22 protein-coding genes are annotated in these 26037 nt (G+C 35.1%); all 22 read right to left on the bottom strand.

Annotation, left to right across the window (positions count from 1 at the left end; genetic code table 11):
- Positions 1-8: 8 nt before the first annotated feature.
- The 22 genes from BKP45_RS20185 to rpsB all read right to left on the bottom strand — a co-directional run bounded on the left by BKP45_RS20185 (position 9) and on the right by rpsB (position 25912).
- Positions 9-992, bottom strand: a complete 984-nt coding sequence (locus BKP45_RS20185; RefSeq protein WP_071390952.1) for a polysaccharide deacetylase family protein — start codon at positions 990-992, stop codon at positions 9-11.
- A 98-nt stretch (positions 993-1090) separates the two neighbouring features.
- The gene (locus BKP45_RS20180; protein ID WP_071390951.1) at positions 1091-3193 is read right to left on the bottom strand and encodes a polyribonucleotide nucleotidyltransferase; all 2103 of its coding nucleotides are present in this window, start codon (positions 3191-3193) and stop codon (positions 1091-1093) included.
- Between the two features lie 176 nt (positions 3194-3369).
- Entirely contained in the window at positions 3370-3639 is a 270-nt protein-coding gene (rpsO, locus tag BKP45_RS20175) for a 30S ribosomal protein S15 (protein WP_071309718.1), read from the bottom strand.
- A 112-nt stretch (positions 3640-3751) separates the two neighbouring features.
- The gene (gene ribF / locus BKP45_RS20170; RefSeq protein WP_071390950.1) at positions 3752-4714 is read right to left on the bottom strand and encodes a bifunctional riboflavin kinase/FAD synthetase; all 963 of its coding nucleotides are present in this window, start codon (positions 4712-4714) and stop codon (positions 3752-3754) included.
- Between the two features lie 75 nt (positions 4715-4789).
- A complete protein-coding gene (gene truB, locus BKP45_RS20165; protein ID WP_071390949.1) occupies positions 4790-5710 on the bottom strand; it encodes a tRNA pseudouridine(55) synthase TruB in 921 nt (306 codons plus the stop codon).
- Positions 5711-5791: 81 nt separating this feature from the next.
- Positions 5792-6142 (bottom strand): 30S ribosome-binding factor RbfA, encoded by a 351-nt coding sequence (gene rbfA, locus BKP45_RS20160; RefSeq protein WP_071390948.1) that lies wholly within the window; start codon positions 6140-6142, stop codon positions 5792-5794.
- Between the two features lie 188 nt (positions 6143-6330).
- Positions 6331-6609 carry a DUF503 domain-containing protein gene (locus BKP45_RS20155; RefSeq protein WP_071390947.1) on the bottom strand — a complete coding sequence of 93 codons (279 nt, stop codon included), beginning with the start codon at positions 6607-6609 and terminating at the stop codon, positions 6331-6333.
- A complete protein-coding gene (gene infB / locus BKP45_RS20150) occupies positions 6606-8714 on the bottom strand; it encodes a translation initiation factor IF-2 (protein ID WP_071390946.1) in 2109 nt (702 codons plus the stop codon). Before infB ends, BKP45_RS20155 begins: the two co-directional genes overlap by 4 nt.
- A gap of 56 nt (positions 8715-8770) precedes the next feature.
- Positions 8771-9070 carry a YlxQ family RNA-binding protein gene (locus BKP45_RS20145; protein WP_071309724.1) on the bottom strand — a complete coding sequence of 100 codons (300 nt, stop codon included), beginning with the start codon at positions 9068-9070 and terminating at the stop codon, positions 8771-8773.
- A complete protein-coding gene (rnpM, locus tag BKP45_RS20140; RefSeq protein ID WP_071390945.1) occupies positions 9067-9342 on the bottom strand; it encodes an RNase P modulator RnpM in 276 nt (91 codons plus the stop codon). The genes BKP45_RS20145 and rnpM overlap by 4 nt, the downstream gene beginning before the upstream one ends.
- 15 nt (positions 9343-9357) lie before the next feature.
- Positions 9358-10461: a transcription termination factor NusA gene (gene nusA / locus BKP45_RS20135; RefSeq protein ID WP_071390944.1), complete on the bottom strand. Its 1104-nt coding sequence runs from the start codon at positions 10459-10461 to the stop codon at positions 9358-9360.
- Positions 10462-10528: 67 nt separating this feature from the next.
- Complete coding sequence (gene rimP / locus BKP45_RS20130) at positions 10529-10999, bottom strand: ribosome maturation factor RimP (protein ID WP_071390943.1); 471 nt, start codon at positions 10997-10999, stop codon at positions 10529-10531.
- 476 nt (positions 11000-11475) lie between these two features.
- Complete coding sequence (locus BKP45_RS20125) at positions 11476-15780, bottom strand: PolC-type DNA polymerase III (protein WP_071390942.1); 4305 nt, start codon at positions 15778-15780, stop codon at positions 11476-11478.
- A gap of 86 nt (positions 15781-15866) precedes the next feature.
- Positions 15867-17576 (bottom strand): proline--tRNA ligase, encoded by a 1710-nt coding sequence (locus tag BKP45_RS20120; RefSeq protein WP_071390941.1) that lies wholly within the window; start codon positions 17574-17576, stop codon positions 15867-15869.
- Positions 17577-18073: 497 nt separating this feature from the next.
- Entirely contained in the window at positions 18074-19330 is a 1257-nt protein-coding gene (rseP, locus tag BKP45_RS20115; RefSeq protein WP_071390940.1) for an RIP metalloprotease RseP, read from the bottom strand.
- Positions 19331-19383: 53 nt separating this feature from the next.
- Positions 19384-20535 carry a 1-deoxy-D-xylulose-5-phosphate reductoisomerase gene (dxr, locus tag BKP45_RS20110; protein ID WP_071390939.1) on the bottom strand — a complete coding sequence of 384 codons (1152 nt, stop codon included), beginning with the start codon at positions 20533-20535 and terminating at the stop codon, positions 19384-19386.
- An 85-nt stretch (positions 20536-20620) separates the two neighbouring features.
- On the bottom strand, positions 20621-21412 hold the full coding sequence (locus BKP45_RS20105; RefSeq protein WP_071390938.1) for a phosphatidate cytidylyltransferase: 792 nt from the start codon (positions 21410-21412) through the stop codon (positions 20621-20623).
- Between the two features lie 15 nt (positions 21413-21427).
- Positions 21428-22195, bottom strand: a complete 768-nt coding sequence (locus tag BKP45_RS20100) for an isoprenyl transferase (protein ID WP_071390937.1) — start codon at positions 22193-22195, stop codon at positions 21428-21430.
- A gap of 459 nt (positions 22196-22654) precedes the next feature.
- Positions 22655-23212 carry a ribosome recycling factor gene (gene frr, locus BKP45_RS20095; RefSeq protein WP_071390936.1) on the bottom strand — a complete coding sequence of 186 codons (558 nt, stop codon included), beginning with the start codon at positions 23210-23212 and terminating at the stop codon, positions 22655-22657.
- A 2-nt stretch (positions 23213-23214) separates the two neighbouring features.
- On the bottom strand, positions 23215-23937 hold the full coding sequence (pyrH, locus tag BKP45_RS20090) for a UMP kinase (protein WP_071309734.1): 723 nt from the start codon (positions 23935-23937) through the stop codon (positions 23215-23217).
- A 232-nt stretch (positions 23938-24169) separates the two neighbouring features.
- Positions 24170-25048: a translation elongation factor Ts gene (gene tsf / locus BKP45_RS20085; protein WP_071390935.1), complete on the bottom strand. Its 879-nt coding sequence runs from the start codon at positions 25046-25048 to the stop codon at positions 24170-24172.
- Positions 25049-25213: 165 nt separating this feature from the next.
- Positions 25214-25912 carry a 30S ribosomal protein S2 gene (gene rpsB / locus BKP45_RS20080; protein ID WP_071309736.1) on the bottom strand — a complete coding sequence of 233 codons (699 nt, stop codon included), beginning with the start codon at positions 25910-25912 and terminating at the stop codon, positions 25214-25216.
- Positions 25913-26037 lie beyond the last annotated feature (125 nt).

Here is a 26037-nt window from a genome sequence, read left to right as displayed (position 1 = left end):
AAATTGTTTCAATATCCCTCTGTAAAATCTCCATTAAAAGTTCGTTCTTCACTGAGCAGATTTGAAACAGTACTAATTTGATATCCTTTTGCTTTTAACCCAGTTATTAATTGTTCTAACCCACCTGTAGCACTTGATGTTGGATGCATTAAAATCATAGAGCCGGGCTCTACTTTTTGTAATACACGTTGTGCCATGGCACTTGGTTCAGGGTTACGCCAATCCACTGTATCAACTGTCCATAATATGGTATACATATCCATACTTCTTGCTATGTCAACTACATCTTGTCGGTAGCTCCCACTGGGAGGAGCAAACCATTTCGGCTTTACTTCTAATATGGCATAAATAACTTCGTTTGTCTTTTTAATTTCTTCTCTAATTCTTGCATTAGTCAATTTTTTCATATCAGGATGTGAATATGCATGATTCCCTATTTCATGTCCCTCATCAATAATCATTTTAGCTAATGTTGGGTTTTTTTTCGTCCATGATCCATCTAGGAAAAAAGTAGATTTAACATTATGCGCATTCATAATTTTTAGCATTTGTGGTAAGTATTCATTTCCCCATGCTACATTAACTAATAGAGTGGCCATTTTTTTTTCAGGATTTCCTCGGTAAATTGGAGCTGAAGGTAGATCACTCAAATGAATAGTTGGAGGAACTTGTTTATAAACTAACCTATTTTCTAAAAATTCTCCGTCCTTTCTCATTTTCTCATAAGAAGCCTCAATATCAATCTCTAACCCATTAAGGCCAGGAATTGCTTTCCACACCCTATCAACGACTGCATCAATAGGTGGTACGTTTCTTTCATCGGCGTACTGTTTTAACTCTATAAATAGTGGATCACTAAATGTAGCAACTGATCGACTATCTGCTTTGATTTCTTGTATGTAATTCGTTGTATATGGATTTTGAATGGAGCCAATTGATAAAACAATTATAATAAAAAATGTACAAATTTGTAAAATAAACTTCTTTACCATTAACTGTCCCCCCCTGTACTAAAAAATATGCACTGTTTGGACGAGGTAGAACAAATGGAATAGAGAAAAGAGACTGGTTTATTTCCCAGCCTCTAATGTTAACTTTCTTGTTTTTGTTCTTTTAGTATTGCCTTACGTGACAAATTTACTCTTCCTTGGTTATCAACTTCTGTTACTTTTACAAGGATTTCATCACCTATTTGAACAACGTCTTCAACTTTATTCACTCGCTCTTCAGCAAGTTGAGAGATGTGAACAAGTCCATCTTTGCCTTTAAACAACTCAACAAACGCTCCAAATTTTTCGATACGTTTTACAGTACCTAAATAAGTTTGGCCGACTTCTACTTCACGTACAATATCTTCAATGATTTGTTTTGCTTTTGCATTCATATCCTGATTTGTCGATGCAATAAATACTGTACCATCTTGTTCAATGTCAATTTTCACGCCAGTTTCTTCAATAATCTTATTAATGACTTTACCACTTGGCCCGATCACATCTCTAATTTTATCTGGGTTAATACTCATCATTAATATTTTTGGTGCGTATTCAGAAAGCTCAGCCTTCGGTTCATTAATTGCCTCAAGCATATTATCAAGAATTTGAAGACGACCTTGCCTTGCTTGTTCTAAAGCTTCTTGTAAAATTTCACGATTAATACCGGAAATCTTTATATCCATCTGTATAGCAGTAACCCCTTCATTTGTTCCGGCTACTTTAAAGTCCATATCACCTAAGTGATCTTCCATACCTTGAATATCTGTTAATACTGTATAGTCTTCACCATCAGAAATTAATCCCATTGCAATCCCAGCTACTGGTGATTTAATCGGGACTCCCGCTGCCATCATTGCCAATGTGCTAGCACATATACTTGCTTGTGATGTAGAACCATTTGATTCTAAGACTTCAGAAACAAGACGAATGGTATAAGGGAAAGTTTTTTCAGAAGGAATGATCGGTTCTAGAGCTCGCTCACCAAGGGCGCCATGTCCAATCTCTCTTCGTCCTGGGCCTCTAATAGGACCAGTTTCACCAACACTAAATAACGGGAAGTTATAGTGATGCATAAAACGTTTAGTTTCCTCAATTCCTAACCCATCAAGAATTTGGACATCTCCTAATGCTCCAAGTGTACAAATGCTTAAGGCTTGTGTTTGACCTCGCGTAAAAAGTCCAGAACCATGTGTTCTAGGTAAAATATCAATTTTAGAAGATAAAGGACGAATTTCATCTTTAGCTCTACCATCAGGTCGAATCTTTTCTTTCGTGATTAATCGTCTCACTTCTTCTTTTACTATTTTGTGAAGAACTTCTTTTACTTCTTCTAAATTTATATCTTCATTTTCTTCAAAATGAGCGACTGCTTTTTCCATAACTACATCAATAGCAGCTTGTCTCGCATGTTTCTCCTGAACTTGAACGGCCTCTCTTAATTCCGATTCAGCTAATTCACGGACAGATGTATTTAAATCTGCATCAATTTCATGAAGGATGACATCCATTTTTTCAATGTTGCCTAGTTTTGCAACTATTTCTTCTTGGAAAGCAACGAGACGTTTAATCTCCTCATGCCCATACATAATCGCTTCTAACATAACTTCTTCCGATACTTCTTCTGCCCCAGCTTCAACCATGTTAATAGCATCTTTTGTACCTGCAACAACAAGGTGGATGTCACTTTTTTCCAATTGTTCAGTGGTAGGGTTAACCATAAACTCACCGTCAATACGACCTACTGTTACCCCAGCAATTGGACCATCAAAAGGAATGTCTGAAATACATAATGCTAGTGATGATCCGACCATAGCTGCCATTTCAGAAGAACAGTTTTGATCAATACTCATAACAATACTAACTACTTGTACCTCATTACGGAATCCCTCTGGGAAGAGTGGTCGGATCGGACGATCAATTAAGCGGCTTGTTAAAATTGCATTTTCACTTGGACGGCCTTCTCGTTTTATAAAACCTCCAGGAATTTTACCAGCAGCATAAAGCCGTTCTTCATAGTTCACTGTAAGTGGAAAGAAATTTAGTGGCTTAGGTGATTTAGAAGCAGTAACAGTACAAAGTACTGCTGTTTCACCATATCTAACCATTACTGCACCATTTGCCTGTTTGGCAAACTCGCCAATTTCAAACGATAATTCGCGACCTGCCCAATTCATCGAAAACTTTTGTGTTTCTTGTCCCATTTTTACGAGTAACTCCTCTCGTTTTCAAAAATTTAATTATTAATTACTTAGCCCTTATTATTTCCTTAAATATGTAAATTCAAAAGCCTTTTAACAAAGATTTATTATGCAGTAATTAAGAACTTTTTCCAATAAATAAAACTAAGAAAAAAGCGGGACGAATCCCGCTTTTCCTACTATCGGCGTAAACCGAGCTTATCAACTAAGTTACGATAACGCGATACATCCTTATTACGTAAATACGTAAGTAAGTTACGACGTTGTCCAACCATTTTTAAAAGACCACGACGTGAGTGATGATCCTTTTTGTGAGTACGTAAATGACCGTTTAACGTATTGATTTGCTCCGTTAGGATAGCGATCTGTACCTCTGGAGAACCAGTGTCAGTATCGTGAACTTTAAACGTTTCAATGATTTCATTTTTACGCTCTTGAGTTAATGCCATCCTAATTCACCTCCTTATTATTTATCCCCTAATCCCTAGCAAACGTCGGTGACTCGATTTTGCCAAGGAAAGGTTTTGTACAAACGTACATATAATAGAATACATTGTTTTGTCATGAATTGCAAGAACACAAATTTAATTTATTTAAAATATGCTTAGCTTTTGCTTTATCTATTTCAATTTGGTTAATAAGGTCTTGAATTGTTGGAAACTTTTGCTCGCTCCTGATCCGTTTTATCCATTTAATCCTTACATCCTTATCGTAAATCATGTCATTAAAATCAAATAAATGAATTTCAACAGAACGGTACATTTTTTTATTTCCATGAAATGTTGGTTTATATCCTATATTACAAACTCCTTCATAATTACGACCGTCTACTTTCATACATACAGCGTAAACACCTGTTGTAGGTAATAGGTAACCGTCTGTTTCAATATTTGCTGTCGGAAAGCCAATGCGGCGTCCGCGCTTTTCACCATGGACAACCTTACCTAAAACTTCATAATATCTCCCTAAATATACAGGAACCTGAGAAACTTCTCCACTAGCTAATAATTTTCTAATATAAGTGGAACTCACCTTTTCTAAATCTTTTTCTACCTTCTGAATTGTTGTTTGAGAAAAAGATTTTCTAGAATGAAAAGGAAGAGTTTCCATCGTTCCTTTTCCTAGCTTACCATAAGAATAGTCGAATCCAGCTACAACATGCTTTACATTTAATTCTATTAAATACATATCTACAAACTGTTGTGGTGTTAGATTTGCAAATTCTTTGGTGAAATCTGCTATATATAAAACATCTACACCTAATTTTCTTATAAGCTCAATTTTCTCTGGCAATGGACTTAAGTAAAACATTTCCCCCTCTTGTTTCCTAAGTACTTCTTTCGGGTGAGGGCTAAATGTCATAACTGCACTTTGCATTTGCTTTTCTTGAGCAATTTCTTTTGCTTTAAGAATTACTCTTTGATGCCCTAGATGAACACCATCAAAAAAACCTAATGCTATGACTGTTGGTTTACAATTTTCCATTTTTAATTGATGGGGATGTGACAGTACAATTGTTTCCAACATTTCCACCTCAATATAGTAATATGTTAATTGATGAAACTCTTACATTTAAACGTTTTTTATGCGGCAATTATCTTATACTTGATCGTTTTTCAATACCTTTTCTGGCTTCATTAACCCTTGTTTAGTGGGATGCTTTATATAGATGGCTAAGCATTCTTCATTTTTATTATAAATGGTAAAACGATTTTCATCTATCTCTAAAGGAGTAGGTAATACCATTCCATTCATGACTTTTAGTGCTGTTGCATCATTTACAACGATCCGTTTTAAAAATGAAAGTGCATCATCAATTTTCAGTAGTGAAGCTTGGAGTTCATTATTTGTAAATTTATTTTCTATTTCTTCAAAAGTAAGGCAGTGCTCTAATTGAAAGGGACCTGATACAGTCCGAACAAGTGCCGACATATGAGCAGGATAACCAAGTTTTTTCCCTATATCCACAGCTAGTGTTCGCACGTACGTTCCTTTACTACAATGGACACGAAAAGAGAATTTCACTTTATTTCCATCAATAAGTAACGGTTCTGTTAACAAAGTCAATTCATGTATGTTTACATGTCGTACTGGACGCTCAACTGTCTTTCCCTCTCGGGCGTATTCATAGAGCTTTTTCCCTTTAACCTTTACCGCCGAATACATTGGAGGGATCTGTTCTATTTCACCTGTAAAAGATTGTAATACTTCGTTTATTTCTTGGCAAGAAAATAACCTTTCAACAACTTTTTCCTCAAGCTTTTCACCTGTAAAATCTTCTGTAGTTGTCGAAAAGCCAATAGTAACCTCACCCTCATATGTTTTCGAATAATCAGACATATATTGTGCAACTTTAGTGGCTCTCCCAATACAAATCGGAAGTACTCCAGTAACCTCTGGATCTAGTGTTCCGGTATGACCAATTTTTCTCGTCTTTAAAATTCTTCTTAATTTAGCTACACAATCGTGAGAGGTCATCCCTTTCGGTTTATGTAAAGGTAATATTCCTTGTAGTTCCATTTTTTTCACCACTTCAATCCATTTTTTATAATTATATACAGAGGAAAGAGGATAGCAAACTACTATCCCCTTTGTCCATTATTATTGATCGTTCTGACGATTAATTTCTCCAAGTAAAGATTCGATCTTATTGCCATAATCGATTGACTCGTCAAACTTGAAAAGAAGTTCAGGTGTTTTTCTTAACCTAATTCTCTTCCCAATTTCCGAACGAATAAAACCAGTTGCTTTGGAAAGACCTTGTAAAGTAGCTTCTTTTTGCTCGTCATTCCCAAGAACTGTAATAAAGATTTTTGCTTGTTGTAGATCTCCGGTAACTTCCACTCCTGTAACCGTAACAAATCCTATTCTTGGATCCTTAAGTTCCCTTTGAAGAATGTCAGTCATTTCCTTTTTAATTTGTTCTGCAACACGATTTGGACGAACACTCATTTATATCACCTCAATAGAGCACCTTGTGCTTTTCGCATTTTATAACGAAAGCTTTAGTTTATCTTAAAAGATAAGAATTTATAAAATTCTAAGATTGTAAAGTTGTCTAGCTCCAGCTACTTACTCTCGTGACCGGGTCGCTTTCGCCTTATTAACAATCCTCTAGCATAATTAGACTTCTTGAACTATTAAAACCATTCAAAGTTTGTGATGGTTCGCTCAATTTCAGGAGTTGAATCAATCATAGCCAAAGCTTTATTTAATTCTTTTTCAACTACTACCTTATCACTTGCAACAGTAACGATAGAAATTTCTGCACGTTGCCATAAGTTTTGATAACCAGTTTCTGATACTGCTATATTTAGCCTTTGCTTTAAACGGCTTATTATACTTTTAAGTACGGATCGTTTCTGTTTCAGTGACTGCACATCATAAATGACACATTCACATGTTACAGATCCAATCATGAACGTTTAATTTCCTCCATGACATATGCCTCAATAATATCGCCTTCTTTAATATCATTGAATCTTTCAAGAGTAATTCCACACTCATAGTTAGTTGCAACTTCTTTAACATCATCTTTAAAGCGTTTAAGTGCATCAATTTTCCCTTCATAAATAACAATACCATCACGAATTAGGCGAACTGTCGAATCACGAGTAACTTTTCCTTCAGTAACATAACAACCGGCAATCGTTCCTACTTTTGAGACTTTAAACGTTGTACGAACTTCAACCTGCCCAATTACTTTTTCTTCAAATTCTGGATCAAGCATACCCTTCATTGCAGCTTCAATTTCGTCAATCGCATTATAAATAACCCGATGTAATCTAATATCTACTTTTTCACTATCAGCTGTACGTTTTGCATTTACGTCAGGACGTACATTAAAGCCAATTACAATTGCATTTGAAGCACTTGCTAAAATAATGTCGGATTCAGTAATAGCACCTACACCCGTATGGATAATGTTAACTTTTACACCTTCAACATCAATTTTCTCTAGTGAACCTTTCATTGCTTCTACAGAACCTTGAACGTCGCCTTTAATAATGACATTAATTTCTTTGATGTCACCTTGTTGGATCTGGTTAAATAAGTCATCTAAGCTTACTCTACTATTTTCAGAACGCTCAGCTTCACGCTGTTTCACCGCACGAGCTTCACCAACTGAACGAGCTGTTTTCTCGTCTTTAAAAACTAAAAATTGATCTCCAGCTTGCGGAACATCACTAAGACCTGTAATTTCTACAGGTGCTGAAGGTCCTGCTGTTTTAACACGTCGTCCAATATCATTTACCATTGCACGGACACGTCCAAACGTGTTTCCAACAACAATAGGATCACCCACGTGCAATGTTCCTGATTGAACAAGTAATGTTGCTACGGCTCCTCGACCTTTGTCCAATTCTGCTTCAACTACAGTTCCACGTGCGTAAGCTTTTGGATTCGCTTTATATTCTTCAACTTCAGCGACTAATAGAATCATTTCTAACAACTCATCAATACCTTCGCCTTTAAGTGCAGAAACAGGAACAAAAATCGTATCTCCACCCCAAGCTTCAGCTACTAGGCCATGTTCTGTTAACTCTTGCATCACGCGATCAGGGTTTGCAGCTTCCTTATCCATTTTATTAACAGCAACGATAATAGGAACTTTTGCTGCTTTTGCATGATTAATTGCTTCAACAGTTTGCGGCATCACTCCATCGTCGGCTGCAACAACTAATATAGTAATATCAGTTACTTGTGCTCCACGAGCTCGCATTGTTGTAAATGCAGCATGTCCTGGAGTGTCTAGAAAAGTAATTTTCTTATCATTAACTTCTACTTGATAAGCACCTATGTGTTGAGTGATCCCACCAGCTTCACCTGCTGTTACTTTTGTGTGGCGAATCGAATCTAGAAGAGTTGTTTTTCCATGATCGACATGCCCCATAATAGTAACAACTGGTGGTCTTTCCTTTATATCCTTTGGATCGTCATCTTCTTCATAGCGCTCAAAATCCGTTACTTCTAAAATGATTTCTTCTTCTACTTCAACACCATAATCACTAGCTATTAATTCAATTGAATCTTTATCTATCTCTTGGTTAATGGTAGCCATAACCCCAAGAAACATTAATTTTTTAATAAGCTCTGATGGTTCTTTATGAAGCTTTTTAGCTAATTCTCCAACTGTAACGGATCCAGAATAAGTAATTTTATTAGGCATAGTTTTCACATTTTCTTTCTTATCTACTTGGAATGATTTTTGGTTATTTTTATTGTTACGTTTTTTATCATTTCTTTTCGATTGATTATTTTTTATAGCTTGGTCATTTTTCTTATTATTGTTTACGGAAGGGCTTTTTTCGTTGCTTCCTTTTCCCTCATTTGGATGAGCATTAGAAACACTTTTTTTACCTTCGTTTTCTACTGGTTCAACTTCTAACTTTTTCATAGCTTCTTCAGTAATTACTGACATATGGTTAGTTACCTCGATATTTAACGTTTTTAATTTTTCAATTATTTCTTTACTAGAAATGTTCTTCTCTTTTGCATATTCATATACTCGCATCTTTTTCATTTGCTTTCCTCCCTTGTGAACATGGTTTTGTTCATCCAGCATTTCAACAAGTTTATTTAAAGAATTGAAAGGAGCTTAGTGGCAAATCCTTCGTCAATTACACCCACTACAACACGTTCATGTTTTCCAATTGCTGAACCTAGCATCTCTCTATTACCTGTAAATTTTAAAGGGACATTATAAAAATTACATTTATCTTGAATTTTCTTTTTTGTTGATAAAGAGGCGTCATCTGCCACTATCACAAGATAAACATTTTTCTTCCGTATACCTTTTATTACAAGTTCTTCCCCAGTAACTAGTTTTCTAGCCCTTGTAGCAAGACCTAGAAGGGAAAACCATTGTGGCTGCTTCATTGAGAATCTCCTTTAATTCGATCTTTGATAAGTTGGTCATATATTTCACTGCTTACTTTTACATTTAAGTGTCGGGAAAAAACATCTTTCTTTTTTGCCTCTTCAAAACATTCTTGACTATTACTTACATATGCACCTCTACCGGACTTTTTACCTGTAGAGTCAATAACGACTTCGCCTTCAGGAGTACGTACAATCCTAATTAATTCTTTTTTAGGCTTCATCTCATTTGTAACAACACATTTACGAAGTGGAATTTTGCGTTTTTTCATAGCCGATCCACCCTTTTACTCTAGCTCTTCAAAGCTTTCTTCTTGTTGATTAACCTCTTCACTTTCACTTGGATACAATCCAAGGCTTTCTGCATCAGATTGACTCTTTATGTCAATTTTCCAACCTGTTAATTTAGCCGCTAATCGAGCATTTTGCCCTCTTTTTCCGATAGCTAAAGATAATTGATAATCGGGAACAATAACTTGAGTCATTTTCTCTTCTTCATCTACTTTTACTTGCAGAACTTTAGCAGGACTTAATGCGTTTGCAACATATTCAATCGGGTCTTCACACCAACGAACAATGTCAATTTTCTCACCTTTAAGTTCATTAACAATGGTTTGAACTCTCTGCCCCTTTGGACCAACACAAGAACCAACAGGATCAACTTCTGGGTTTTCAGCATGGACTGAAATTTTCGAACGATCTCCAGCTTCACGGGCAACAGACTTAATCTCAACCGTACCATCATAAATTTCTGGTACTTCTAATTCAAAAAGTCTTTTTAATAATCCTGGATGAGTCCTTGATATTAAAATTTGAGGACCCTTTGTTGTTTTTTCAACCTTTGTTATGTAGGCCTTAATGCGATCGTTATGCTTATAAGTTTCATTAGGCATTTGTTCAGTTAATGGTAGTAGGGCTTCAACTTTACCTAAGTCTACATAAATAAAACGACTATCTTGTCGTTGAACAATCCCAGTCATTATATCTTCTTCACGGTCAATAAAGTCTGCATAAATTATTCCTCTTTCAGCTTCACGAACTCGCTGAGTAACAACTTGTTTTGCAGTTTGAGCTGCAATACGACCGAAATCTTTTGGAGTCACTTCAATTTCTACAATATCATCAACTTCATATTGAGGATTTATTGCTTTAGCAGCTTCTTCTGAGATTTCTAATCTAGAGTCAAATACTTCTTCAACCACTTGTTTTCTAGCAAAAACACGAATACTACCATTTTCTCGGTTTATGTCAACACGTACATTTTGAGCCTGGTTAAAGTTTCGTTTATAACCGGAAATTAACGCTGCTTCAATAGCTTCAATAATAATCTCTTTGCTAATTCCCTTATCTTTTTCTAACGTCGTTAACGCATCCATAAAATCACTATTCATGGAGCATTTCTCCCCCTTTCGATTTTAAGAAAAGTGCTTGGTATCTTAAGTGTAGAACTTATTTAACTTAAAAAACAACAGCCAGTCTTACACTAGCAACTTTTTCATAAGGAATTGTCACATTAATGGTTCTCGTTTTTTGTTTAGTGGAAATAGTTAAGTCTTTTCCATCAAATGTTACTAACTTGCCTTCAAATACCTTTTCTCCTTGTATTGGTTCATATGTAGTTACATAAATGTTCTTACCTATCGCTTTTTCAACATCCTTCTCTTTCTTAAGTGGACGCTCAGCTCCAGGAGATGAAACTTCAAGGAAATATGCTTGAGTTATTGGGTCTTTTTCGTCTAATAGTTCACTCAATCGTTCACTTACTGTTCCGCAGTCTTCAATATCTACACCATTTTCAGAGTCAATAAACACACGTAAAAACCAATTTTTCCCTTCTTTTTTGAATTCAACATCGACTAGCTCTAGTTGCATTTCATTTAGAATAGGCAAAACTAATTGTTCTACAATACCAGTTACATTCTTACTCATTGTTGTCCCTCCTTACAAGTAAACTTATTGGGCAAATAATTATGGTAATTCTTCAAACTAAACCAAGCTTACTGATTAATAATGATAGAATAAGGCTTTAATCAAATGATTTGTTCTTAAGGGTCATAGACCCCCACCTCTAAGCGTAGCGTAGGTGGGAACTTCCATTCAGGTGGAGTTGAGACTCCATCTGAATTTTCGATGTTCTAGCGAAGCTAGAACGAGTTCTCCATTTTTATTATACCCAATCAAAAAAACATCAATATATGTCGACTAATAACGAACATTTTCAAAATAAAAAAAGAAGTTAGTTTGACTTATATTTTCACCATTTTTTTATGTAAGTCTTCTTACAGTAAAACGAAAGAGTGGGTTTCCCCACTCTTTTTGTGTGCACCTATTCTAAGTATTACCTCAAAAATATAACATAAACCCTAAATTTATGCAAGGTGGTTAGAGTTATGATGTAATTCCCGTTAGAAAAGTGACAATTGATTTGATTCTGGTAAACCTTCAAGACAACCATGCTCATCTAAATTTTCTAACACTGTCTTTGTAATTTTACTACGCTGCTGGAGATCTTCTTTTGAAAGAAATTCTCCACTTTCTCGTGCTTTTACGATGTTTATTGCAGCATTCGTTCCAACCCCTGTCATTGCATTAAAAGGAGGTATTAGTGTTTTATCTTCTACTAAAAACTCTGTAGCACTCGAACGATAAAGATCTACCTTTTTAAACGAAAATCCTCTTTCACACATTTCTAATGCAAGTTCAAGAACTGTGAGTAAACTTTTCTCCTTAGGTGACGCATCTAATCCCTTTGCAGCAATTTCTTCGATTTTCACACGAATTGACGCTGATCCTCTTACCATCGTATCTAAATCAAAGTCATCAGCTCTAACAGTAAAATAAGCTGCGTAAAATAAAATAGGGTGGTGAACTTTAAAATAGGCAATTCGAACCGCCATTAATACATAAGCAGCGGCGTGCGCCTTCGGGAACATATATTTTATCTTCAAACAAGATCCTATATACCAATTAGGAACATTGTTTTTCTTCATTTCTTCAATCCATTCTTCACTTAAACCTTTACCTTTACGTACGCTCTCCATAATTTTAAAAGCTAAAGAAGGTTCTAAACCTTTATAAATTAAATAAACCATAATATCATCACGACAACCAATTACTTCTTTTAAGACACATGTCCCGTCTTGAATTAATTCATTTGCGTTATTTAACCAAACATCTGTCCCATGTGATAATCCTGAGATTTGGACAAGTTCGCTAAATGTAGAAGGCTTTGTTTCTTCAAGCATCTGTCTAACAAATTTGGTTCCAAACTCTGGTATACCATATGTGCCAGTTTTACACATAATTTGTTCTTCTGAAACTCCGAGAGATTCAGTTCCACTAAATAATTTAAATACTTCAGGGTCATCAGTTGGAATCGTCTTCGGATCAATACCACTTAAATCTTGTAGCATACGTATTACGGTTGGGTCATCGTGTCCAAGAATATCTAATTTTAATAAATTATCATGAATAGAGTGAAAATCAAAGTGTGTTGTTTTCCATTCTGATGTTTTATCGTCAGCGGGAAATTGGATTGGACAAAAATCAAAAATTTCCATATAGTCTGGAACAACAATAATTCCACCAGGGTGTTGACCGGTCGTTCGTTTCACTCCTGTACATCCAGATACAAGACGGTCAATCTCAGCTCCTCGCATTTGCAAGTTAAAATCACTTTGATATCCCTTCACATATCCGTATGCTGTTTTTTCAGCAACAGTACCAATTGTACCTGCGCGATAAACATATTCAACACCGAACAGTTCTTTTGTATAATTATGAGCCCTTGGCTGATAATCTCCAGAAAAATTAAGATCGATATCAGGAACTTTATCCCCTTTGAAACCAAGGAATGTTTCGAAAGGAATATCATGTCCATCTTTTACGTATTTCGTACCGCACTCTGGGCAATCTTTATCTGGTAGGTCAAATCCAGAACCTACAGAACCATCATCAAAAAAGTAAGAGTGATTACAACTTGGACATACGTAATGTGGTGGTAGTGGATTTACTTCCGTAATTTCTGTCATCGTTGCAACTAAAGAAGAACCTACCGATCCACGTGAACCAACAAGATAACCGTCATCTAAAGATTTTTTAACAAGTTTATGAGAGATTAAATATATAACAGCAAATCCATGACCGATAATACTCTTTAATTCTTTTTCAAGTCTTGCCTCAACGATTTCCGGCAAATTCTCTCCATAAATACTTCTTGCACGTCCATAGCTCATCTGCCTTATTTCTTCATCAGCACCTTCAATTTTAGGTGTATATAAATCATCTGGAATTGGCTTTAAAACTTCTATTTCATCAGCAATTTTTTGAGTATTTGTTACGACAACCTCTTTTGCTTTTTCCTTACTTAAAAATTGAAAACACTCCAACATTTCGTCAGTTGTACGAAAATGAACTTCCGGTAGTTTTTGTTTATTTAATGGATTCGCTCCACCTTGGCTAGCAATTAAAATTTTACGGTAAATACCGTCATTTGGATGCAAATAATGAACATTTCCAGTTGCAACAACAGGTATATTTAATTTTTCACCTAAAGAAACGATATTTTTGATTATTTCTTTTAATGCCAATTCATCACGAACTAACTCTTTTTCAATTAAGTGATAATAATTCGAAGGTGGCTGAACTTCAAGGTAGTCATAAAATTTAGCAGCCTTTTCAACTTCATCACTGGACTTTTGCATCATCGCTTCAAAAACTTCGCCTTTATCACAACCAGAGCCAACTATAATTCCCTCTCGATACTTCTCTAATAAAGATCTTGGGATCCTAGGCGTCCTATGGAAAAACTCAAGATGCGAATAAGAAACAAGTTTGTATAGATTCTTTAATCCTACTTGGGTTTTTGCTAGTAGAATACAATGAGAAGGTCTTAAGCGATGGAAGTCCCCTTTACCCATATTGTCATTTAGACGATCATGGTACAATATTTCTTTTTCAATACAATCTTTAACTAACTTCCATAACAAATAGCCGGTTGCTTCTGCGTCATAAATTGCACGGTGGTGACTAACTAGCTCAATATCAAACTTTTTACAAAGATTATTCAGTCGATGATTTTTCAATTCTGGATAAAGGAACCTAGCCAATTCTAATGTATCAATAACTGGATTTTCACAATCACTAAAACCTATTTTTCGAAATCCGGCATTAATAAAGCCCATATCGAAACTTGCATTATGAGCAACTAAAATATCGTCATTAATCCATTCTTTGAAGTCTTTAAGAACATCTTCAATCTCTGGAGCACCAACTAACATATCATCGGTAATTCCTGTTAAGTCAATGATCGTATTCGTTAACTTTTCATGAGGATCTGCAAATGATTCAAATCGATCGATAATTTCACCATTTTTAATTTTTACAGCGGCAAGTTCTATAATCGTATTATAGACAGCGGATAACCCTGTGGTTTCAACGTCAAATACTACATAAGTTTCCTCACTTAGTAATCTTTTTTGCGTGTTATACGCAATAGGCACACCATCATCAACTAAGTTTGCTTCAACTCCATATAATATTTTAATCCCATGTTTTTTTCCAGCACCATAGGCTTCTGGGAATGATTGAACGATGCCATGGTCTGTAATAGCAATAGCTTTATGGCCCCATTTACTAGCTTGCTCTACTAAACGACTACATGAAGTGACTGCATCCATTTGACTCATTGGAGTGTGGAGGTGTAATTCCACTCGCTTTTCATCATCTGGAGCTAAATCTTGTTTTTCCGGAGGCTTTACTTCATTAATGTCTTTAGCAATCATTACTAAATCGCGAACAAACGTGTCATGTTGAACTCCGCCTCGAACCTTAACCCAAATACCTTTTTTTACTGCTTGGAGAAGGGGCACATCTTCTTTATCATTTGAAAAGATTTTAACAAGAATTGAGTCAGTATAATCTGTGATCTTAAATGTTAATAGCGTTCGCCCACTTCTTAATTCACGTGTCTCCGCATCAAATACATACCCTTGAACTGTAATCTTCTTTTCTTCATCTTGGATAGTTTCAATTGGTACGATATCATCTTTAATTTGATAACCTATTGTCAATGCTTCACTTGACTGAATCATTTTCTCTGCTCTTTTTTCTTGTTTTTGCTTTTCAATCATAGCTGCAACCATTTTCGAATGATCTTCTTGTTCTTTTTGTTCCACAAATTGTTGGAACTCTTTCTTTGATTCTTTGACAACTGTTTCTACTTGATAGTTCGGAAAACCAAGTTTTAAAAAAGATTCTTTAATAGGTTCTTTAAGCTTTCTACTTAAGGCGATAGCCTCTGTTTCATTTCTTACATTTATCGATAATTTATTGCCTTCAATGACTGGGGTTTGCCCTTTTAGAAATTGAATAATTGATGGGGAAAAACCTTCTAAGCATTCTACAAGATATGGCCAATAACTCAAAACAACTTTATTGTCAACTTTTGTATCAGTATAACGAATAGTAAACGATACCGATGCTATATGACTAAAAGCTTGTCCTATTCGATTATGAAATAGTTGAAAGACATGAAAGGGTAATATTCTTTCAAATTCGAAATCAAATTGCCATTTTTTTTCATTTTTAAAAATTGATAGTTTATGGATAACGCCATTATTTAAAAACTGTTGTGTAAGGTCTTCAGGAAATAATATTTGCTGGAGGAGTAATTGAAACCGTTCCATGCGTATACGTCTGTCTTCGTTCATTATGATCCCCCTTCTTTATTTTTGTTTACATAGTAAATGGTACCCCCACCTAGCAAGGTACCATTTATGTTATTCTTAGAACTATTTTAACCTTGTCGTTTAATGTAATCTTCTAATGTAGATAGAAGTTGGTCAGTGTGAACTTCTATAACCTCATCAGATTTACGAATTTTCACTTCAACAATTCCTTCTGTTGCCTTCTTCCCAACTGTAATCCGTACAGGTAAACCGATAAGGTCAGCATCAGTAAATTTCACACCTGGTCTTTCAGCACGATCATCGAATAGTACATCGTAACCTTCTTGCTTTAACTGTTTATATAGGTTTTCTGACAACTCTTTTTGTTCGACATTTTTCAAGTTAACCGCAATTAGATGAAGATCAAATGGAGCTACAGATGTTGGCCATACAATTCCTTTTTCATCATGATTTTGCTCAATAATTGCCGCAACTGTACGCGAAATACCAATTCCGTAACAACCCATAATCATTGGTTTTGATTTGCCGTTTTCATCTAGGAAATTAGCACCCATCGCTTCACTATAACGAGTACCTAATTTAAAAACATGCCCAACTTCAATACCTTCAGCAAAACGAATTAATCCTTTGCCATCAGGAGAAGGGTCACCTTCTTTAATAAATCGTAAATCAAGAAATTGTTTAACTATAAAATCTCTGTTTGGATTTACATTTTTGTAGTGTTTGTCCTTTTCATTAGCACCACAAATTCCATTAACGATAACTTCTACTGCAAAATCAGCTATTACATCAACAGTTTTTGACACTTCAACTGGGCCAATAAAACCAGGTTCACATTTCATAAATTCAATGGTTTGTTCTGCTGTCGCTAATTCTACCTTTTTAGCTTCGTAATAATGCTTAATTTTCACATCGTTTACTTCATGATCACCACGTACTAATACTAATACTGGCTTTTCGTCAACGATAAACAGAACTGCTTTAATCAACTTTTCTTTACTTACTGATAAAGAACTTTCAAGTTCTTCAATTGTTTTTAGTTCTGGTGTATCAAACTTTTCAAGATCTAGTAAAACTTCGTCACTTTTTTCATACTGTGTGACAACAGGAGCAATTTCAATATTGGCGGCATAGTTGCTTTCACTTGAATAGGCTATAGTGTCTTCCCCTATACTTGAAAGTACCATGAATTCATGAGTGTCTTTTCCACCAATTGCACCAGAATCAGCTACAACTGCACGGAAGTCTAACCCGCACCTAGTAAAAATATTCGTATATGCTTCATACATTTTCTCATAGCTCTTATCTAAGCCTTCTTGATTTATATCAAAAGAATATGCATCTTTCATAAGGAATTCTCGAGATCTTAACACTCCAAAGCGTGGTCTTCTTTCATCTCTAAATTTTGTTTGAATTTGATATAAGTTCATCGGTAACCTTTTATATGATTTAACATCATCTCTTACTATGGTTGTTATTACTTCTTCATGTGTTGGGCCCAAGGCAAATTCTCGACTGTGTCTATCATTAAAGCGCATCAATTCTGGACCATATGCGTCCCAACGCCCACTTTCTTGCCAAAGTTCTGCTGGTTGAATAGCAGGCATAAGGAGTTCTTGTGCCCCTGCTTCATCCATTTCTTGTCGAACTATATTTTCAACCTTTTGAAGAGCGCGCATCCCAAGTGGTAAAAATGAATATAAACCTGATGCAGTCTGTCTTATTAATCCAGCACGCAACATCAACTGATGACTAGTCACTTCTGCATCAGAGGGTACGTCCCTCAAGGTTGGACTTAAAAAATGATTTTGCCTCATACAAACACCTCTATTATTATTTCAATTTAATTAATTTCATAATTTTATTAATCGAGCAACATCAAACTATATAGCTGTAAATGGAGTTATTCAACTATATATAACATTTCAGTCCCAAATATCTGTATTATGAAATTCTAAATTAACAACTAAAATATTTGATACTATTATTACAATAAGCGCGAGCGACTCTGTCAGTAGCGAAAGCCCTATTACAAGAAACACGCTACATGGTTTCATGTAATAGGGGTAAGGAACTAAAGCGAGTATAAGCAAAGCTCGGCACTTTCCACCTTTAGAAAGTTATAATTTCTAGAGAACTCGTTCTAGCTTCGCAAGAACATCGGAAATTCAGATGGAGTCTCAACTCCACCTGAATGGAAGTTCCCACCTACGCTACGCTTAGAGGTGGGGGTCTATGACCCTTAAGTTCAAATCAGTTTGATTAATAAAGCACTAAATAGTTTCTAGATTTATAATAGTGACTATTTTAATATTTACAAAAAGAACTTATTAATATCATTCCAAGTAACTACTAACATTAGCAACATCAGAAGTGCAAAGCCGACGAAATGAACAATACCTTCTTTTTGTGGATCAATTGGTTTTCCACGGACAGCTTCTATACCAATGAAAATCAACCTCCCACCGTCTAATGCAGGCAGAGGTAATAAATTAATAATACCTAAGTTTACACTCAATATCGCAGCCCATTGCATTAATACTAAAATCCCCATCTCGGCTGCTTGACCAGTATAATTATATATTCCAACTGGACCAGATAAATGGTCGAGTGTGAATTGGCCTGTAATTAACATTCCTAAACTCTCAATTATAAGTACAATGTATTCATACGTTTGAGTTAAACCAAACATAATTGATCCAAAGAGAGCAAATTCAGTAGGAGGATAAACCCCTATAAAACCATCTTTTTGTTCGTTAACACCTATTCGTTCATCAGGAACAATGGCCACACTAAATACTTCACCGTTACGATTGATCATAAATGTAAGTTCTTGATTCGGACTTTTTTGTATCACGCTTGTTAGATCATCCCATGTTTCAAGTGGTTTACCATCAATCGCTACTACTAAGTCACCTTTTTGAAGTCCTGCTTCAATAGCTGCTCCATCAGGAATTACATCGCCTACAATCGGTTTATTAACTGGCATTCCTTGAATTAAGGAAAAAGCCATTAAAATTACTGCAGCTAACGCAAAGTTCATAAAAGGTCCTGCAAAAATAGCAATCGCCCTTTGTGACAAAGTTTTAGAACCAAATTGTCTATTATGTGGTGCAATTTGTGTGCGTTGTTCATCATAAATATAATCTGCTTTTGGATCTACATAATATGTTCGAAACTCATTATCTTCGTCATAACCTTGAATATATAATTGATGTTCTAAATCAATCTTTTCTACAGTAATAACCCTTGCATTAGGATACTTGGATTTATTATTAATAACAATATCCTTCACTTTTCCTGTTGGTGTAAAAACTAAACCAATTTGATAGCCTGGTTTGATTTCGATCATCTCTGGATCTTCTCCAGCCATTCTCACAAACCCACCTAATGGTAGTAAGCGAATAGTATAAACCGTCTCATCTTTTTTAAATGAAAAAAGTTTAGGACCAAAACCAATTGCAAACTCTCTACATAAAATACCTGCTCTTTTAGCGAAAATTAAGTGTCCAAGTTCGTGAATGAATACTAACAACCCAAAAATAATAATAATGGAAATTAAGGTGTTCATCCTGATCACAACCTTTACATTTATTTCACAATGATCTTCTTCATTGCGATCTATTATTTAACCATTACATTTCGAACAAACTTTCTTGTTTCTTCATCAATTTCTTGGATGACTTCTAAAGTTGGAAAAATTATATTTTGATGTGCAAGTAATGCCCGTTCGATAGCTTCTTCTATTTGGAGGAAAGAAATTTTACCATCTAAAAATAATGAAACGGCTTCTTCATTTGCTGCATTTAATACAACGGGCATGGTTCCACCAGACTTTCCAGCATCGTAAGCAAAACGTAGACAGCGATATCGGTCAAACGAAGGTTTAGCAAAATGTAATTTCCCCACTTCCCATAGCTTTAAACGATTAGGGTCTTGAAATTTAATTCTATTAGGATAAGTTAACGCATATTGAATTGGTACTTTCATATCCGGAGTACCTAATTGAGCAATAACACTACTATCTACAAACTCGACCATAGAATGTATGATACTTTCTTTGTGAAGAATGACCTCAATTTTATCATAGGGCATCTGAAACAACCAAAAAGCTTCTATAACCTCAAGACCTTTGTTCATCATCGTTGCTGAATCAATGGTTATTTTTGCTCCCATTGACCAATTAGGATGATTTAGTGCGTCTTTAACAGTAACATCTTTCAACTCGGAGCGATCTCTATCTCGAAAACTACCGCCTGAGGCAGTAAGAATTAACTTCTCAACCTCTACTAGATTTTCTTGCTGTAAACATTGAAAAATAGCTGAATGTTCACTATCAATTGGTAAAAGCTGAACGTTGTATTTTTTGGCCTCGCTCGTTACAATATGACCTGCAGTAACTAATGTTTCTTTGTTAGCAATTGCAATCGTCTTACCTGCTTTAATAGCAGATAATGTAGGCTTTAACCCTACACTACCAAGTACAGCATTTACTAAAATATTAGCATCATTATTCGCTGCTACCTCTTCTAAACCTTCTGCCCCATAAAGTAACTGTACATCCTTTGGTATTTCTTTAAGAAGTTTATTATAATCCTCTTTAAATTGTACGGATACAAGCTTAGGCTTATACTCATGTATTTGCTTTAAGCCCAAATCGATATTCCTTCCAATCGATAGCGCTTCAAGACTAAACTTGTCCGGGTGTTTTCTTATCACCTCTAATGTCTGGGTTCCTATTGAACCAGTTGACCCTAACAAACTTATTTTTTTCATTTATATACTCCTCATAACATTGAAATAGACAATCTTATATTTATGTATTGTTTACTTAATAAAAAAGAAGTGTTTAGCCAGGTTATTATATAAAATGGAATAAATATAGTACTGGCATAACAAATATTAAGCTATCAAAGCGGTCTAAAATGCCACCGTGACCTGGTAAAACATTTCCAGAATCCTTTACAGAATAATGCCTTTTTAATGCCGATTCAACTAGATCACCCAGTTGTCCAACAATCGAAACAACTATGCTTATTAAGACAACCGTAAATAAAGAATCAAATATAGGAACAAGCAAATTAAAAATCAGACCAACTGCTAGAGCACATCCAATTCCACCGATTGAACCTTCAATCGTTTTTTTAGGACTAATATCAGGCCACAATTTCCGCTTCCCAATTGCTCTCCCAAAGAAGTAGGCCCCAGAATCTGTTGCCCATATTAAAAATAAAACAAAAAACACAAGCCATAACCCAAGTTCTGCAAGTCTAGTTTCAATCAAAAAGCGAAACCCAAATCCAACATAGACAGAAGAAATAATAACAAATCCAACTTCATCAAACGTAAAACAGTTTTTGCTAATAACAGTTATTGCTAGAAAGATAATAATAAAAGCTAAAAATAACTCAGTTCTATTAATATGAGAGATATATGGTTCTATCCACTGATTTGGTATTAGGAGTACCCACATAAATAACAGACTTAAAATACCCATAATGGAAAATGGGGAGATATGCTTCATTCTTAACAATTCTATCATCGCAATTGAGGCTAATAGCATAATAAATAGTGTAAATGGTAAACCACCAATAATAATCAATAAAATAAACGCTAAGCCAGCAATAACCCCAGTAATAATTCTCTCTTTCATCAGTATTGCTCCTTTCTAAATACCCCCAAAACGCCGAATTCGTTGTTGATACACATGAAGTGCTTCTAAAAAGTGTTCTTCTGAAAAATCTGGCCACAATACATCGGTAAACCAAAACTCAGTATAGGCAAGTTGCCATAACATAAAATTACTAAGACGAATCTCTCCACTCGTTCGTATTAATAAGTCAGGATCTCTCAGTTCTTCTGTCATTAAATATTTTGAAACAAGCTCATGGTTTATAGAGTTTGGATCTAGGTTGCCACTTACAGCTTCTTTGGCTATATTTTGAATAGCAGAAACGATTTCATCCCGACTCCCATAATTCAGCGCAAAATTCAAGATTAATCCAGTATTGCATTTTGTTTGTTCAACTGCTTTTTCAATTGCTTGAATTGTATGATTAGGAAGATTATTCGTACAACCCATAAAACGGATCTGTACATTTTCTTCGATAAGTTTTGGTAACTCTACACTTAAATAACGTTCAGGTAACCTCATTAAAAAATCAACTTCATTTTTTGGGCGTTTCCAATTTTCAGTAGAAAAAGCATATAGAGTTAACACTTCTATTCCTAATTGATTTGCTTTTTTGACAATTTTATTAATTACATTCATACCTTCTCGGTGTCCAGCAATACGAGGTAGCCCTCTTTTTTTAGCCCACCGACCGTTGCCGTCCATTATTACCGCTACGTGTTTAGGTATATTTTCTAAATTGTTATTATCAGTATTATTCTCTTTTTTTGATTTTACCTTCCAGTATGAGAACTTTTCAAGCATGTTCTTGTCCCCCAATAGAATACGTAATTCACGTCGTAAGTCATCCTTGCTAAATTTTTATACTTCCTAACGTGCTAGAAAAACATAAATATTACAAAATCAAACACCTTAACAATTGTATATGATAAGCAGCTATATCACAATGTTAATTGTAACCTAAGCTTGAAAAAAATTGACCTAAGTAATAAGTGACAAAAGAACTCCCAAATTGAATAAATAAAAAATATGTGCAGGGTAGTTACCACTTAAGGTCTAGGATGAAGCAGCTTTTCACAAATTGAATGAATAAAAACAAGAGTATATACAGATTTAATTACCATTTTTGATCGAAACGATAGAAAATATAATCACTTCATATAAATTTTTGTTCAAGCCAAGTTTATTTTCATATAGGTGTAAAAAAAACCCCCTTATTATAATAGAGGGTCTATTCATTATTCTATTTTACATTGAAAAAGATTACACTTCCATGATTTCTTTTTCTTTATTAGCTGCAACTTCATCAATTTTTACAATTTCTTTATCAGTTAACTTTTGAACATCTTCAGTACTACGGCGTAACTCGTCTTCTGTAAGCTCTCCATCTTTCTGAAGTTTCTTTAAATCGTCATTTGCATCGCGACGAACATTTCGAATTGCAACTTTTGCATCTTCTGCAGATTTTTTTACTAATTTAACTAATTCACGGCGTCTTTCTTCAGTTAATGGTGGAATTGTAATACGGATAACTGAACCATCGTTAGACGGACTTAACCCAAGGTCAGATTTTTGGATAGCTCTCTCCACATCTGCTAATGCAGATTTGTCGTAAGGCTGTATTAATAATAATCTGGCTTCTGGTACAGTAATTGAAGCTAATTGGTTTAATGGTGTAGGTGCACCGTAATAATCCACATGAATTTTATCCAAAATTGATGGGTTAGCACGGCCTGCACGTAATGTAGAAAGTTCACGACGTAGAGCTTCAATTGCCTTATTCATTTTTTCTTCAGAAAGCTTTAAAACTTCTTTACTCATTTTTAATTCCCCCTAACAATTGTACCAATATTTTCACCTAGAACGGCGCGTTTAATATTACCTTCTTCCATAATCGAAAACACAATAAGTGGGATGTCATTATCCATACATAAAGATGATGCCGTAGAGTCCATTACCGCTAAACCTTCTTTTAGTACATCTAAATATGTTAATGTATCATATTTTTTAGCATTTGCATCAATTGACGGATCAGCACTATATACACCATCAACTTTATTTTTTGCCATTAAAATAACTTCTGCTTCGATTTCAGCAGCTCTTAGTGCAGCAGTAGTATCAGTTGAGAAATACGGGTTTCCTGTTCCTCCTGCAAAAATAACAACACGATTTTTTTCTAGGTGACGAATCGCCTTTCTTCTTATGTAAGGTTCAGCAACCTGTCTCATTTCAATTGACGTTTGAACTCTTGTAGGAACGTCTATATTCTCTAAACTATCCTGTAACGCTAAGGAATTCATTACTGTAGCAAGCATCCCCATGTAATCTGCAGTTGCCCGATCCATTCCTTTTGCACTCCCAGCCATTCCACGCCAAATATTTCCACCACCAACAATAATGGCAACTTCAACATCTAATGAAACAATTTCTTTAATTTGTTGAGCGATTGATTGAATAACTGTTGGATCAATTCCATATCCTTGTTCCCCAGCTAGGGCTTCACCGCTTAACTTTAGTACGATTCTTTTATATTTAGGTTTTTCCATGTTAACCTCCAGCGCGTTATATAAAGCTTAATAACAATAGTTTGGGAACTTAAAGCCCAACTAATTGTTATTTTTATTTATTCTGCCTTTTAAGGCAATTTGTCCCTCACCAAAACTTACAGCTCCTGTAATTTTAGGTGAGGGAGGAATTTAATTACCTAAATTTAACAGATAATAAAAAATTATCAATAGGCTATTTGGAAAAAGGGACACCTAGTGCCCCTTAAATAGCTTACTTTTTAACTTGATTCATTACTTCTTCAGCAAAGTTTTCTTCACGTTTCTCCATACCTTCGCCTACTTCATAACGAACAAATGATTTAACCGTAGCACCTTTATTCGCAACATACTTACCAACCTTTTGATCTCCATCTTTAACAAATGGTTGATCTAATAAACAAATATCTTCAAAATATTTACTTAAACGTCCTTCTACCATTTTAGCAACGATATTTTCAGGTTTACCTTCGTTTAATGCTTGTTGAGTTAAAACTTCACGTTCACGAGCAACTTCTTCTTCAGAAACCTGGTCACGTGAAACGTAAAGTGGATTAATTGCAGCTACATGCATTGCTACGTCTTTAGCTAACTCTTCATCATTTTTACCTTCAAGAACTGATAATACACCAATTCTTCCACCCATGTGTAAATATGCACCAAATGCATCATTATCAGTTTTTTCTACGATTTCAAATCGACGTAATGAAAGCTTTTCACCAATTTTTGCAATTTGTGTATTAATGTACTCTTGTAAAGTTGTTTCTTCATACGTTTGTCCTAAAGCTTCCTCTACTGTTGCTGGTGAATTAGAAAGAATACTTTTTGCTACATTAGCAACTAGCGCTTTAAAGTTTTCATTTTTCGCAACAAAGTCTGTTTCAGAGTTAACTTCAACAATCACAGCTTTATTCCCTTGAACTTCAACAAAAGTTAAACCTTCAGCTGCAATTCGGTCTGCTTTTTTCGCAGCCTTTGCAATACCCTTCTCACGAAGAAGGTCAATTGCTTTTTCCATATCCCCTTCAGTTTCTGTTAATGCTTTTTTACAATCCATCATACCTGCACCTGTTCTTTCGCGCAGTTCTTTAACCATACTTGCAGTAATTGCCATTTTTTTTCCTCCTTAAATTATGTACATAAAAACTTGCTAACTAAGTTTCCCATCTACTTAGTATTAACATTTTTTACATTTTTAACTAGATTTTTTTAAGTAATTAAAGTAAAAAAGGTGATAAAGGGTAAGACCCTTTACCACCCTTTTTAGAGCAAAATGAAATTAAGCAGATGTTTCTTCGCCTTGGTTAGCTTCAATAATAGCATCTGCAATTTTTGCAGTAAGTAATTTTACCGCACGGATTGCATCATCATTACCAGGAATTACGTAATCAATTTCATCAGGATCACAGTTTGTATCAACGATTGCAACAATCGGAATGTTCAATTTACGAGCTTCCGCAATAGCAATACGCTCTTTGCGTGGATCAATAATGAATAAAGCATCAGGAATACCTTTCATATCTTTAATTCCACCAAGGAATTTTTCAAGACGTTCCATTTCCTTTTTAAGAATGATTACTTCTTTTTTAGGAAGAACTTCGAAAGTACCATCTTCTTGCATTTGCTCTAATTGCTTTAAACGAGAAATACGCTTTTGGATTGTTTCGAAGTTTGTTAGTGTACCACCTAACCAACGTTGGTTGATAAAGTACATTCCACAACGTTCTGCTTCTTCTTTTACTGAGTCTTGTGCTTGTTTTTTTGTACCAACAAATAGTACTTTACCACCTTGTGCAGCCAAGTCTCTTACGAAGTAGTAAGCTTCCTCAACTTTTTTGACCGTCTTTTGAAGATCAATAATATAAATTCCGTTTCTTTCGGTGAAGATGTAGCGATCCATTTTAGGGTTCCAACGACGAGTTTGGTGACCGAAGTGAACTCCTGCTTCTAGTAATTGTTTCATAGAGATTACGCCCATTCTTCACACCTCCTTTTTGGTTTTATTTTTCCTCCGTTCGCATCCTCTTTAAGTAAGACTACACTGTAGCACCTTTACTTAAATTAACGAACGTGTGTGATTAACACCGAGATTTACTATACCAT

This window comes from Anaerobacillus alkalidiazotrophicus, assembly GCF_001866055.1.
The sequence above is the reverse complement of the archived record's forward strand: the minus strand, read 5'-3'. Positions and strand labels throughout refer to the sequence as shown.